The organism is Virgibacillus chiguensis (genome assembly GCF_900129865.1).
In the GTDB taxonomy this organism is placed as follows: Bacteria; Bacillota; Bacilli; order Bacillales; family Amphibacillaceae; genus Virgibacillus; species Virgibacillus chiguensis.
This window is the reverse complement of the sequence record NZ_FQXD01000009.1, coordinates 1-13,893: the sequence shown is the minus strand read 5'-3', so window position 1 is coordinate 13,893 and position 13,893 is coordinate 1. Positions and strand designations below refer to the sequence as shown.

Genomic DNA, 13,893 nt, shown 5'->3' with positions numbered 1-13,893 from the left:
AATATTTACTTCATAGAAAATACATTGTTACAATTTTCGGTATTTCTTTAATCCGAATAAATTCAAGATAATGAGTATGCATGCAAATAACAGCAACACATACAAATCCCCAGTTATATCAGCTAGCCCTAAGCCTTCATACATTACGCTCTGTAACGCATCGCCAGCGTAATAAAGCGGCATTATTTTTGCTAATACTTGTAGCCAATCTGCCATGCCTTCTAGTGGAATAATCCCTGAAAAGAAAATCTGTGGAATCACAACGATTGGAATAAACTGCATCATTTGAAACTCCGATTCAGCAAAGGCAGATAGTAAGATGCCTAAAGATAAGGCAACTAAAGCTAACAACAAATTGATGAGAAGCACATTCCAAATCGAGCCGATTAAAATCATTTGAAGTACATTCACAGCAAAGAAAACTACAATAATCGTTTGCAACAAAGCAAATATGCCAAAACCGATTAAATATGCAGCAACAATTTCCCCTCTTTTAACAGGGGAAGCCATTAATCGTTCTAATGTTCCAGTCGTTCGTTCCTTCAATAAACCAATACCCGAAATAAGAAACACGAAGAAAAATACAAAAAAGCCAATTAATAACGGACCTAACCGATCAAAAAATGCGGTATCTTCATCTCCATAAACATATGAAATGGCAACTGTACTATCCTCTTGGTTTAAACTTTTTTGCATTTGATCAGGAATTTGCATCTTACTTGTTATTTGCTTTATGTTCATTTCAAGCGTTCGCGAAACCGTTGGATCACTATTTAATAGCGTAAGTTGCTGTTTTTCATCATCCATTTTTAAAAATCCGTCCAATTCATCGTCAACTACTGTAGCGTGGGCATTTTTAACATTGGTATATGTCTGCACCTCTATATTTTTTGCTTCTAACTTATTAATAAAACTGTCATCCGCACCCTCTATACCTAAAAGCGGATCTACTTGTTCGCTGTTAAATAACAAATGCATGAGGGTCAATATGAATAGAGGGGCAACAAATAATAATGCTAACGTTCGTTTATCTCGAAACATCTGCTTAAAAATACGTCGCACAATTGCCTTTATCCTCATACTACATTCGCCCCGCTTTCAAAAACACGTCATCTAAATTATTTGCACTATAATTCTTTTTTAATGCGGATGGAGAACCTGTTGTAATAATGGCTCCCTCCCTAATCATTGCAATACAATCGCATTTTTCCGCTTCATCCATGACATGCGTTGTCACGATAATGGTCTTCCCTTCTTCGTTTTTTAGGCGTAACAATTCATTCCAAATGCTAAGCCGTAATGCGGGATCAATGCCAACAGTTGGTTCATCTAAAATAAGAACATCAGGATTTTGAATGAAGGCAATAGCAAGCGATAGTCGGCGTTTCATCCCACCAGAATAGGTAGAGACTTTTTTGGACAAATCTTTTTCTAGATTCACCAAATCCGCCACATACTTCATCCTTTCTTTCAGCTGTTGGCTTTTCAATTGATAAAGAGAACCAAAAAATTGCAAGTTTTCTCTCCCTGTTAACTCAAAGTACAAGGCATCCGATTGCGCCATATAACCAATTCTTTGCATTAAAGACAAATTCGGCATAGATTGTCCGAGCACATGAATCTCCCCTTGATCGGGAACTTCCATTCCAACCACCATTTTGACTAAAGTTGTCTTTCCAGCTCCTGAAGGTCCAATTAAACCATAGACACTCCCTGCACCTATCATCAAATCTACCTGTCGTAGCACATTATTTTTCCGATAACGCTTACTAACATTTTTGACTGACACCGCATGTTGCAATGGTATCTCCACCTTTTTATAAAGTGATTACTTACTCACTATCATTTAATCAAAATTCACATAAAATGTCAATGCAATTCCTATCTGCTTTCCTTTCTCTTAGAAAGACTTGGCTTGTCGCTAAGTCTTATGGCAAAAACCTTTGTTTTTATTATACTATAAACCAAAACATCTTATACTCCTTCCCTCTATATACTACTATAGTGATAAAAAGCTACTACTAATAACGCTATAATTAAAGAAAAGCTGCTAGCATACCTTTTTTCATCTCCAACGAAGACCACTTTCTTCCTTGTTTTATTTACAGATGCTTAAAAATCCCCTAGTCAAAACTGCTATATGTTTAGAGTTTTGTCACATTTTGTCGTTTTTTATTAATACGAGGCTATAACTGAGTGGTATAATAGGAAATGGATATAAAAGTTAATTTTTGGGAGGCTTTATAATGGAAAAAGTAGCCGTAGTTACAGGATCCGCAGAAGGATTAGGAAAAGGGATTGCTCATCGTTTATGTAAAGATGGGTTCAAAGTAGTCGTTCATGACATTAATGAGCCAATGCTAAACCAAACAGTAAAAGAGTTTAAAGAAGAAGGTTTTGACGTCCATGGCGTTGTTGGTAATGTTGCCAAACGAGAAGACCAGTTTCATGTAGTGAAAGAAACAGTAGCACATTTCGGTCGTTTAGATGTATTTATAAATAACGCTGGCGTTGACGCTATTACACCTTTCTTAGAAGTTGAAGAAGAAGAGCTAAATCGCTCCTTCCAAATCAATGTAAATGGTACTGTATTCGGTACACAAGCTGCTGCCGAACAATTTATAAAACAGGAAACAAAAGGGAAAGTAATTAACGCATGTAGCATTGCTGGCCATGAATCATATGAAATGCTAAGTACTTATTCCGCTACAAAGCATGCTGTAAGATCTTTTACCCATTCATCAGCCAAAGAGTTAGCTAAACACCAAATTACAGTGAATGCATACTGCCCTGGTATAGCAAAAACAAGAATGTGGGATAGAATTGATGAAGAAATGGTAAAACATAGCGATAACTTAAAACCAGGTGAAGCTTTTGAACAATATTCTTCTGCTATCGCTTTACAACGTTATCAAACTCCAGAAGATGTTGCTAACTTAGTTTCATTCCTAGCTTCCGATGATGCAGATTACATTACAGGTCAAACGATTCTAACAGATGGTGGCCTTGTTTATAGATAAACAAATGAACAGTATAGCTAACACCCCCAATTGTTCATTTTAGCTAGATCGATATTGTTTTCTCATTCATGTTGCTTTCATAATAATCTGCCGGAAAATGACCGGCAGATTTTGTTTTTATTCATTTATCTGCTAGAAGAACTTCCAAACGTGAATAATAAACATATCGATTATTCTGTTACAAAATCACTTCACTATTATCCCAAAGCGAGCGCTTCCAGACAAAATGGTATGATCACATGCGTTATTCCCACTTAAAAAATTTGATAGAAAGCACTGTACATATTACTGCAACAATCGCCATTACCATGATTGGAAGTAATACATGGTCCATTTCCATTCCAAGAGAAGCGACTTTTATTAGCTTAATACCCTGCGTCATCGGCATTATATCAGCCACTCTTTGAAGTGCCTCTGGCATAACTTCATAAGGCAATGTTGCACCCGAAAAAATAAGCATAGGAAAATACAATAAAATGGCTAATACACTAGCTGTTTTTGTATTAGGTGCGAGCCCACCAACCATCATGCCGATACTAAAAATAGATAGCATAACTAAAAAATAACCACCCAAAAAATAAAACCACGATCCTACCAATTGGAAATTGAAAAATAATACGGCAACAAGATAAAGAAGCAGAAGTGACGCGACGGCATATAATGCATAAATGACTAATTGTACGAACAGAATCATCACAGGTGTAACGGGGGTTACTTTAAAACGTTTCAGTATTTTTTTACTGCGGTATTCAGATATTACTAACGGAAGACCCATCACTCCACCAGCCAAAATGGAAATGGTAACAAGCGCTCCAAAGGACTGCTGTAAAAAAGTATAATCTGCTCCATGAAAAGCAGGGTTGTCTTCATAGATAATACCTAGGATGACTAACACGATTAGCGGCATACAAATAGCAAAAATGAACATATCCATTCCTCTTAGCGAAAGTTTTAATTCTGTTTTAAGCATGGTTCTAAAGGTACTCATTTCCCATTTCCTCCTCTGTATACCATAAATAAGTATCTTCAAATTTATCAAAAGGACTTGAAGCTATAGCGTCTTCAACTGTTCCATGAAACACCATCTGCCCTTTCCTCAAAATGCAAATGCCATCACAGAGATTTTCCACTTCATCCATAAAATGTGAGGTTAAGAAAATGGTTAGCCCCTTTTTCTTTAAACTAGTAAGAATTTTCCATACATCTCGTCTTGCTCTTGCATCAAGCCCAGTTGTTAATTCATCTAAAAAAACAACTTCTGGTTGAGGGATAAGAGCAAGAACAATGAATAGCCTTTGACGCTGCCCTCCCGAAAGCTCGCTCACAAAATTTTTACGCTTTTCAAAAATACCAAATTGCTCCAATAATTTTTTATAATTATCCGTTTTCTTATAAAAAGATTGCGTTACTTCGCATAATTCTTGGACTGTTATTTTTTCTTGATAATGCGCTTCCTGAAATTGCACTCCTACTCTTTGAAACAATTGTTTTCTTTCTTTCCATGGGTTTTTCCCTAAAATAGTAACTCTTCCACTATCAGCTTTTTTGGTACCTAGCATACATTCAATCGTTGTGCTTTTTCCCGCACCATTTGCACCAAGTAAGCCAAATACCGCTCCCCTTTTTATGGAAAGACTCAAATTTCTTATTACTGGTAGCCCATTAAAAGACTTCGATAGGTGCTCCACACGAATAACGTCTTGCATAGACATTTTGACATCTCCTCCTTATTTTATTGTCGAATAAAAGAATAACACCAGCGAGAAGGCTGGTGTTAAAGTGTAGGGTTTAACGAAATCTATTTTTCATATATTGTAGTTGATTAATCATGATTTGCGCGTTGCTTTCAGCTTTGTTCAATGAGTCTATTAACTTATCGCATACTGAAATAATATCTTCCTGATTCGTAGGCGTATTAAGTACTTTTTTTAAATTTGTGTTAGGATTTAAAGACACAGCATGGAGCATACGTAAAATGGACTCAAGAGAATAATTTGCACATCGAAGAGAGCGAATAATTTTCAACTGCAGAATATCGTCATCTCTATAAATGCGATAACCATTTTTCTTACGTTTCACAGATAGGAGACCATTCATCTCCCAATTTCTAAGTGTATCCATAGAAATATGAAGATATTCAGAAACCTCCTTTCGTTTCATATGCTGTTTGTTTTGGGTTGGTTCACCGTATAGAAGCCTTTTCACAATGCCTATAGCTTCTTCTGCATTATTTCGTTCTTCTTGTAATTGTTCTATGTATTCCTGGGTAAGCTGAAGAGCCTTATCATAATCACCAGACGCTGCTGTCTTGACCATCTTGACCATTTTTTTCCTTAGTCCATTTTGTAACACTTCAATTTGGAAGGCTCGCCGGGCAAGTCTAAATTGTTCTACGTGATGATCTGTAAAAATACGATAGCCATTTGCTTGACGTTTAGGTTTTGGAATAAGACCTAAATCTTCATATAGTCGTACTGTATTAGGATGAATTCCAATTAATTCAGCAATTTGCGAGGTTTTATACGTATACATAGTTATTACCCCCATACTATTACCGTAACATGGATGGAAAGTCTGGTGTTATAATGGAGAGTTGGATGAAATTTATTCTCTAGCTTCAACGATAGTTGTGTTCATCTAATCTGGATACGATGGGCAATAACACTAATACACACCATCACCAGTTGAACTGCATCCCAATTTTTAGACACAACTTTAATAATTGGAGGTGCAGTTCAGTTCACTGATGGTTTTGTTTATTAATTTATTAAAATAACCTTCCCCATATTGGATTGAGCTGTTTCAGCACATTGCACAGCTTCTTTAACCTCAAATAAAGGATAAGTTGCCGCATGCTTCATCAAAGTTACTTTTCCTTCGACGATGAATTGAATTATTTGTTTGAAGGCTTTTTGCCAATCATGTGTAGAAACTTGCTTATTCCAATGTCTTAAATGAAATAAACGCGCATTAACTTTTGCTTGTGTCGAAACCAACTTCCAATCAACAGGAACTCCTGATAACAAACCAAGTGTTAAAAAATCACCATCAGGTTGTACACACAAAGCTAGCTCTGTTCCAGAAAAGCCTCCTACAGCATCAATTGCAGCTGCTACACCATTCCCATTGGTGATCTCCATCACATTATGATAGATGGATTTCGTTGTATTTGTCGAATGAATTACATGCGCAACGCCTAATCGTTGTAGCTCCTTTTTATGATGATCATTTCGTAATACTGCAATCATCTCAAAGCCGATTAACCTAGATAATTGTGCCATAATCCTACCAATAGAAGAACCAGCTGCATTAACAAGTAGCACGTCCCCTTCTTTTAAGCGTAATACTTCTGTACAAATCACCCACGCTGTTATCGGATTTATATATAACTGACAGGCTATATAATTAGGAATAGCATCAGGAATTGGAACCACATACTCCTTTTTTGTTTGCACAAATTCCTGCCAAGTTCCTTCTCCACGTAAAGGAAGGACTCGCATGCCGACAAGCTGTTTAGAAACCGCTTCACCAACTTCTTCAATGATGCCAACACCTTCATATCCAGGAATATTAGGCAAAGAAATACGATGTGCATAAGATCCTCTAATAGGAATAAGATCAGAAGGATTGATTGGACGTGCTAGCATTCGAACAAGCACTTCGTCGGCTGCTGGTGGCGATAAATATCGGTTTCCAACTTGCAACACTCTAGTTGGTGCTCCAAACTCACAGAATTTCACACATGTAGCTTGCAAACTTAACCTCCTCGCTTATCTATTACCATTCTGTTCAGTGAATCGAAAATGCAGAAGAAAAAACCTATTAACACCCCATTGGAAATCTATTCTTGTTTCAACTCTAGCAACGCCACACACTCCACGTGATACGTTTGTGGAAACAAATCAACCGGTTGAACCACTTCTAGTTGATAGCCAAACGGGACAAGCTCTTTTATATCTGAAGCAAGTGTTTTTGGATTACAAGATACATAGACAATGCGCTTTGGCTTTGAACGCGCAATCCGACGCATGACTTTTCCGCCCGCTCCTGACCGAGGGGGATCGAGTAGCAATACATCAGGATTACCAAATGTTTCAAGCATCTTTCTAAGACCGTGGCGAGCATCCTGAGCTAAGAATAATGTATTATGAACACCATTGTCTGAGGCATTCCGTTTTGCCGATGCAATGGAGGATTCTACGATTTCTATTCCAGCAAGTTGTGAAACACGACTTGCAAACGGTAAAGAAAAGGTACCAACACCACAGAACAAGTCAATCATTTTATCTGTTGCTTGAGGTTGAGCCATTTCTAGTGCTAATTCTACTAATTTTTCCGCTTGTTTCGGATTTGTTTGAAAGAATGTATCATACCACAATCGATAGCGATAACCAGCCAATTCATCGTAAATAAAATCTCGCCCTGCAAGAACATGGACTTGCTGCGCTTGTACTTTATCAGCAATATCCCGATTTTCCAACCAAAGCAAGCTTGTTACAGACGGAAATTTATCCTTTATGCGTTCCTTAAGATCCGACAAAGCAGGAGATTCAACTGGGCTTTCTGTTGCGAATAGAGCGAGCATCATTTCGCCAGTTGCTTGGGAATGACGCACCATTAAATGACGGAGCAGCCCTTCTTTCGTTTCTTTATCATAGCCTGACAACCTGTGTGTTTGAGCCCACTTAGCTACTTCCATCGTTGCATTCACCATTTCCTGACTGGCAATGAAGCATGTTTCTAAAGGAATAATATTTTGATAATTACCCTTTTCATGTAAACCAAGATCACCGGCTTTATTAAATGTAAATTCCATTTTATTTCGGTAATACCAAGCTTCATCTGCACCAATAGTTGATTGTACGACATTGGAATCAAAGTGTTGCTCTTCTAATAATTGTTTTACTTGGGAAGTTTTTTTCTTTAATTGAGTTGCATATGATATATGCTGCCAAGAACAGCCACCGCATTTACCAAAATGAAGACATGCTGGCTCGATGCGTTCTGGATGGGCTTCGATAATTTGATCTGGCTTGGCAACTCTATTTCGATACGGAGGCACAAGTGTCGCTTGCACCCTTTCTCCAGGAAGTGTGTAGGGAATGGTGATGTGTTGTTTTTTCCGTTTACCTTGTTTGTTTTCACGTTGAATAACCGCTCTTCCAGATCCTTTTGCATCAAACTGCGTTATTTCCATTATAAAAGTATTGTCATTATATTTGTACGCCATTTATTTCCTCCTTGTATGCTCGAAATTTATTGTTTTTTATATAATTCTGATAAATATCCTCAACTTAATAGTTTCATACATATATCCATTCACTATTTTTTTGCTAGTCATCTATTCCTTTAAGCATCTAAGGTAAATCTTATCTTTACTACATACTATCCCTTATAAAACGAGCCATTTAGATGTAACCAATGCATATTTGCAATCCTTGAAATAAGGTTACAACACCTTCTATTTGGAATAAATGGCGTCATCTTTTCCAGAAGCAAATATGCTAAGCATTATCATATAATCATTTATTCATGAACGCAACTATTACGTTAACTATGAAAAATTAAGCAATTAGATCCTTTCTGGTGAAAGTTATTTTTCTTTTAAAAGAGCAAATTAACCAAAACAAAAACTGACCGCCATTGATCAGTTTTTAAACACCCTAATGTTGAACACTTTCTATATAAACTATAACCTTGGTTACAATACATTTTGTACATTCACATAAAACTCATAGAGAAAATAACAACCAAAACCGAATAACATTACGCCTGCAACCACGGATGTCCATTTAATCATCGCTCTGCTCATCACTTTACGGGTAATGGAAACCACAGATAACAAGCCAACATCATGCAAAAGAATCCCTGTTAATATACCTAAAGCAGAAATAATGAAGCTAGCCTGTCCTGATTGAGAGTAAGAATCCGCTAAAACGACTCCGAATATGGAAACCCAAAAAACTAGATTTCCTGGAGAAACAGCCACTAGCAATCCATTCCGATACGTTTTTGCTAAGGAGCGATTTACCTTCCCTCCTGCCATTGTAATATCCTTATCCGCATTTTTAATGGAGTCGTAAGCAAGCATAAATAAAAACACTGCGCCAATCACCCATAAAGGTAGTTGTACATAAGGTAATGATAATATTTGCGCAAAACCAAAGTATAACGCCAGAATCAGCAACGCATCAATTGTCATTCCACCAAAGCCAACAGCCCACCCATGAAAGAAGCCATTCTTCAAGCCTTGTTTCGTCATTTCTACAGTAATCGCCCCAACAGGCAAGGCAATGGAAAACCCCACTAAAATAAATTTTAAATACCATTCCATGAGTCTAATCCCCCTCTTGCATACGCTTGATAGAATTAAATGAAAAATCTAGCTCTCTATGAATTGTTATGTTCTAGTTTATCATAACTTTTCGAAAGATTCTGTTTGTAAATGATTCATTTTTTTCAATGTATCTATTACATAAAATGGAATTTACAAAGCTGCTATCATTCTTCTTATCCTCAAAAAAAAAAAAACAGTTCCGAATAGCTTTGAAGCCTATGATACAATATGGGAAAATATAAAGTAAAAGGGGTAAGGAAATCATGCATGCAAGCATACATATTCGTTTTGTTAACGGTTCCGACTTCTATTCACTAGCACCACTCATTAATGAATGGTGGGGAGGAAGGGATATGGCAGCTATGTTACCGAAGCTATTTTTCGATCACTTTACAAATACAAGCTTTGTTGCAAAAATAGAGGGGGAGATTGTAGGCTTTCTTATTGGATTCCTCTCTCCGTCTAAAGTGAATGAAGCATACATTCATTTCATCGGTGTTCATCCTCCATATAGAAATCAACAAATTGGGACATTATTATATAAGCGCTTTTTTACGGTGGCTAAACAGCATAACCGTCAAATTGTCCGCTGTGTAACTTCGCCTGTCAATAAAACTTCGATTGCTTACCATAAGAAAATGGGCTTTGACATCGAGGAAGGAAATAAACAGCTCGACGGTGTTGACGTTACGACTAATTATGATGGAAAAGGTCAAGATAGAGTTTGCTTTGTAAAACAGTTGCGCTAATATCTGTCAAGAAGATGGTAATAAGGGCAGAGGGGAGCTAAGTTTAAGTTTCTTTGAAGAAAAGCGTTTTTTGCTTACGATGTCGCTGTTATCGTTTTCTGCCCTGCATAAACTTAGTTAACATCTCTGGCAAGCGGTAAGGATTCATTGACCTCTCCCACCACTTTTCTAGCTAAACTATTTCATACAAACGTTTGTTTAATTAGACCCATTGTCACTTTTTTTAATACTCCTCCCCGCCTCATTAAGCTCATAAAGGAATACTTACCTCGTATTCTTTTTTTAATTGCTCCAAACGGTTTAGTATTGCTTTTCCTTCTACGGTTTCAGCTAAAGCCCTTCCGTTTGCAATAGGGCTTTTTTGATACACCTTTCTAACGCCACAACGGATACCTTGTTCCGATGTGGCTTGATGTACATAAATTTGCTCAGGATGGTATAAAATAGTATGGATAATAGCTCGCACTTTCGGATTTTGCGAGCACTTTAATATAGCAATGACATCTGCATCCGTTTGTTTAGCGAACGCTTCCTTACTTTCGCCACCATTGTTCCACAAAATCGAAATAGCTTCTGCTAGCAACCGATCTACTGCTAATAATAGGGGCGAAAGAAATAGTTCATGATCTCGAATAATTAATCGAAGTAATTGAAGACCCGTTTGTTTATCTGTTTCTACACCTCGATCTGAACAATGAATTCGCTTTAATACTTCCCTGGCGCAATTCTTCCATTCTGCCACTCATGTACGTATCTCGTAAAAAACTATCTAAATGATCCAAACCTAAAACCTCCCTTGTCCCTGTTAAAGGAGAAGGTTGACGAAGATATTGCACAACATCTTCAGGCTGTAAATTAGCACTATGGAGAATGGAAGCAATTTCCCCATCTTGTATGTATGCTTCTGTTAGAGCATGATGATTGTAATCTAATGGTTTTTCGACCGCATGGGAAAATGGTAAATGACCAATATCATGTAAAATGGCTGCTGCCCTTAAGACATCATGATTTGGAAAATAAAGTGCCGCCAACTTCCACACTCCTACAGTATGTTCATACCTACTATGCACAACAGGAGACATAAAGGCACCACCACCGAAGTGTGCAAGATACTTCAATCTTTTAACAAAACTTGTTTGAAAAAGTCGCTTTTCCCAAGCATAGAACTCCACTTCCTTATATAATGGTTCTGATAAGACAGAATCATATTTCACCTTCATTCCTCCTGTTTCTTTAAAAATTGAACGCATTTCATTAGTATTGTAATGCGAACTATGCATGCAATTTGGCAAAGGCTACTAAACTGCCCTTATCACACGATTTAAATCCATGTTTTTCATAAAAAGCTCTTACACCAGGTTCATCTATTGTCAGAAGGACTTTTTGGCGCACATCTCGATATTTATCCAACACCCGCTGCATTAATGCAGATCCGACCCCTTGATTTTGGTACGCTTCGTTTACTAAAATGTCCTGAATATAAATAATCGTATAGCCGTCCCCAACGACGCGAATGAGACCTACTAAATGATTATTATCCCATGCTGTTATCACAGATAGTGAATGTGCTATCGCTTGCATTAAATTAGGAACATCATCTGTATATGCTGTCCATTTTACATTGTCATACAAAGCCGTTATTTGCTCTTGATCATTACAGCTATTTTCTAAATATTGAATTGCCATTATAAATCCCCACCTATTCTTTGAAAATGAAGTCTGCCCTTCGTTGAAAACATAAAAAAAAGCAATCCACTTGTATTAGCAATATAAAAGTAGATTGCTTTTGCTATTTACCCTTGACTCACTATACATTCTTCCAAACGAGCAATATAATTTTTACCAACATTATACATTAAATTTATAAATTTGTAAATTGAAAGTTTTTTAAATTATACGAACTTAAGAAAGAGTACGCAAAAACCTTATTTAGCTTTCTTGAGCTGGCATATATTCTTGTTGCAGTATGGCCATATGGATCATATCATGCCAATTCCCATTTCGAAACAGCGCTTGTCTACTTACTCCTTCTTGTTTGAATCCTAATTACGATATAATTGAATTGCTCTTTCATTAAACGAAAATACGCGCAACGATACACGATGAAAATTTAATTCTAAATCGGTTCAATAATAACAGAGACCTTTTTGGGCGGTATCTCTCTCAATGCAATGGCCCACTCAGTCTCCATTTCGTACCAAACTCCCCCCTCCTATTAATGTAATTATTTCGTGGTACAAGATTATCAATATCAGGAGGACCATTAAAATGTGTTCCTATCCCAAATGTCCTCCAGTGGAGTTAGACCATGCAATTGTAAGTTAAAGTAAAAAACCTTGAAAGGCTATTAGCCAATTAAGGTTTATAATAATGTTATTTTGTTTTAACAGCTTCTCTTATTTGTTCAATAACCTGATAGAGCCACTGAAGTGGTTTTAAACCAGTAGCCGGAAAGTACACACCATCCGCACAAGATTGAATGTATTCATTTTTTTCTTTATCTGAATATTCACTTTCAATAAAATCTGTTAAAAAGATAATAGCAAATTCCAGATACTCTTTACTTTCCTCTGTTAATAATTCTTGTAAGGCCTCTTCTGGAGAATCAATATCTTGATGAAAAGTTCCAGCCAAGAACTGAAATACAGGTTCTTCTAGTTTGTTAGAAGACAACATAACATCTCACCCTTTAGTATTAATTTGGATAGCCAGTTAGAATGTAATTCCCTTCTCCATCCTTCTTCAAGACAATTCTAGCATTTGTCATATTTTCAACAGTTGTAGAACCTCTTTTTACTCCACGTCCAATGACTTCGGTTCCTTCATAAGTTAAGACTAAGTTTGACTTACTTTGAGGATTACTTATCCAAGTTTCAACTGCTTTTTTGTTATTCAGATCGCTTAAGACCTTACTAGCAACTTTCTCAGCAGTAGCTCTATCTTTAAAAGTAGAAGAGCCATTAATTCTAGGATTGTTTCTTATTCTTTCTAATAATTCTCCATCAGTTTTTCCAACATGTCTTTCAATTAAATGCCCACCTTTTAGCTCATGTGCAGCCAATCCGCCCCCAGGTGCAAGAGAACTCGTATCTCCTGATTTAACATTATCTATACCTTTAGCCTCTCCCCCTCCACCATTCTTCATATTAACCAATTGGGGATTGACGTGGTCCTCAAGAGCTTTATCTCTTAGTATAAAGTTTGCGCCACCAGTTGAAAGGGCATAGTCTTTACCAAAAGAGATCTTCTCTGTCACTTTAACCATTTCAGCTTTAGCTGCCTCTATCTTTTTCCGATAATAATTACCACTAAAAGGCTTACTATCCAATAATTTCGGCGTTCTTCTCGCTGCCCCTGCGCCTAGTTTGGCAACGCCTGATGCTCCTTTGACAGCCAAACTACTTGGTATCAAGGCAGGGAAGGTCGCACCAGTAACGTACATAACTCCCTCTTGCTCCACAGTATCTGTGAAGGCTTGGGCAGTTGATTCAACCGCACGTATAGGGTCTTGTAAGAATTGTATCGCAGCTTGTGTGTAGGCATCAACTGTTTCATCTGCGCTATCTTTTAACCAAGATGGCTCCACAGGATCAGGAACAACTCCAGATACGGCGACAACACCTGCATCTTTAACAACGGTTACCAGTCCCGTAACCATGCCCGCAATGCTGTTTACTATTCCTTTTTCAAAGTCATCGACAGCTTTGTTTACACTACTGACAACATCCATGACACCTTCAAAGAAATTCGTATATTTCCTTTTTACGTTTCCGGCCAAGTTATTGTA

Annotated in this window: 15 protein-coding genes and 1 pseudogene; 2 read left to right on the top strand and 14 right to left on the bottom strand. The window is 37.2% G+C overall.

What is annotated here, in order from left to right; genetic code table 11:
* Positions 1–27 precede the first annotated feature (27 nt).
* Positions 28–1,080, bottom strand: a complete 1,053-nt coding sequence (locus tag BUB45_RS11200; protein ID WP_073009034.1) for an ABC transporter permease — start codon at positions 1,078–1,080, stop codon at positions 28–30.
* Between the two features lies 1 nt (position 1,081).
* Entirely contained in the window at positions 1,082–1,801 is a 720-nt protein-coding gene (locus BUB45_RS11195; protein WP_073009031.1) for an ABC transporter ATP-binding protein, read from the bottom strand.
* Between the two features lie 445 nt (positions 1,802–2,246).
* On the opposite strand from BUB45_RS11195, the gene BUB45_RS11190 reads away from it, so the two are divergent.
* Positions 2,247–3,020, top strand: a complete 774-nt coding sequence (locus BUB45_RS11190; protein ID WP_073009028.1) for an acetoin reductase — start codon at positions 2,247–2,249, stop codon at positions 3,018–3,020.
* 244 nt (positions 3,021–3,264) lie between these two features.
* Here BUB45_RS11190 and BUB45_RS11185 read toward each other — a convergent pair whose 3' ends face one another.
* The 6 genes from BUB45_RS11185 to BUB45_RS11160 form a co-directional block, all read right to left on the bottom strand.
* A complete protein-coding gene (locus BUB45_RS11185) occupies positions 3,265–4,008 on the bottom strand; it encodes an ABC transporter permease (RefSeq protein ID WP_073009025.1) in 744 nt (247 codons plus the stop codon).
* On the bottom strand, positions 3,995–4,732 hold the full coding sequence (locus BUB45_RS11180; protein ID WP_342068355.1) for an ABC transporter ATP-binding protein: 738 nt from the start codon (positions 4,730–4,732) through the stop codon (positions 3,995–3,997). Before BUB45_RS11180 ends, BUB45_RS11185 begins: the two co-directional genes overlap by 14 nt.
* Positions 4,733–4,808: 76 nt before the next feature.
* Positions 4,809–5,552: a MerR family transcriptional regulator gene (locus BUB45_RS11175; protein WP_073009022.1), complete on the bottom strand. Its 744-nt coding sequence runs from the start codon at positions 5,550–5,552 to the stop codon at positions 4,809–4,811.
* A 227-nt stretch (positions 5,553–5,779) separates the two neighbouring features.
* The gene (locus BUB45_RS11170; protein ID WP_073009019.1) at positions 5,780–6,775 is read right to left on the bottom strand and encodes a zinc-dependent alcohol dehydrogenase family protein; all 996 of its coding nucleotides are present in this window, start codon (positions 6,773–6,775) and stop codon (positions 5,780–5,782) included.
* A gap of 86 nt (positions 6,776–6,861) precedes the next feature.
* Positions 6,862–8,250: a 23S rRNA (uracil(1939)-C(5))-methyltransferase RlmD gene (gene rlmD / locus BUB45_RS11165; protein ID WP_073009017.1), complete on the bottom strand. Its 1,389-nt coding sequence runs from the start codon at positions 8,248–8,250 to the stop codon at positions 6,862–6,864.
* A 471-nt stretch (positions 8,251–8,721) separates the two neighbouring features.
* Complete coding sequence (locus tag BUB45_RS11160; RefSeq protein ID WP_073009014.1) at positions 8,722–9,354, bottom strand: LysE family transporter; 633 nt, start codon at positions 9,352–9,354, stop codon at positions 8,722–8,724.
* Positions 9,355–9,632: 278 nt separating this feature from the next.
* Here BUB45_RS11160 and BUB45_RS11155 point away from each other — a divergent pair, with 278 nt between their 5' ends.
* Positions 9,633–10,106, top strand: coding sequence for a GNAT family N-acetyltransferase (locus tag BUB45_RS11155; RefSeq protein ID WP_073009447.1), 474 nt, complete (start codon positions 9,633–9,635; stop codon positions 10,104–10,106).
* Between the two features lie 250 nt (positions 10,107–10,356).
* Here the strand turns inward: BUB45_RS11155 and BUB45_RS20435 are convergent, their stop codons facing one another.
* From BUB45_RS20435 to BUB45_RS19895, 6 genes and pseudogenes are all read right to left on the bottom strand, one after another.
* Positions 10,357–10,848 (bottom strand): hypothetical protein, encoded by a 492-nt coding sequence (locus BUB45_RS20435; RefSeq protein WP_244527722.1) that lies wholly within the window; start codon positions 10,846–10,848, stop codon positions 10,357–10,359.
* Complete coding sequence (locus BUB45_RS20430; RefSeq protein ID WP_244527721.1) at positions 10,772–11,320, bottom strand: HD domain-containing protein; 549 nt, start codon at positions 11,318–11,320, stop codon at positions 10,772–10,774. Before BUB45_RS20430 ends, BUB45_RS20435 begins: the two co-directional genes overlap by 77 nt.
* A 58-nt stretch (positions 11,321–11,378) precedes the next feature.
* Positions 11,379–11,792, bottom strand: a complete 414-nt coding sequence (locus BUB45_RS11145; protein WP_073009012.1) for a GNAT family N-acetyltransferase — start codon at positions 11,790–11,792, stop codon at positions 11,379–11,381.
* A 243-nt stretch (positions 11,793–12,035) separates the two neighbouring features.
* Positions 12,036–12,226 (bottom strand): annotated as a pseudogene (locus tag BUB45_RS20425) (GNAT family N-acetyltransferase); the annotation flags it as partial.
* A 253-nt stretch (positions 12,227–12,479) separates the two neighbouring features.
* Entirely contained in the window at positions 12,480–12,782 is a 303-nt protein-coding gene (locus BUB45_RS11140; protein ID WP_073009009.1) for a contact-dependent growth inhibition system immunity protein, read from the bottom strand.
* Positions 12,783–12,801: 19 nt separating this feature from the next.
* Positions 12,802–13,884, bottom strand: a complete 1,083-nt coding sequence (locus tag BUB45_RS19895) for an RNase A-like domain-containing protein (protein ID WP_425303967.1) — start codon at positions 13,882–13,884, stop codon at positions 12,802–12,804.
* Positions 13,885–13,893: the final 9 nt, after the last annotated feature.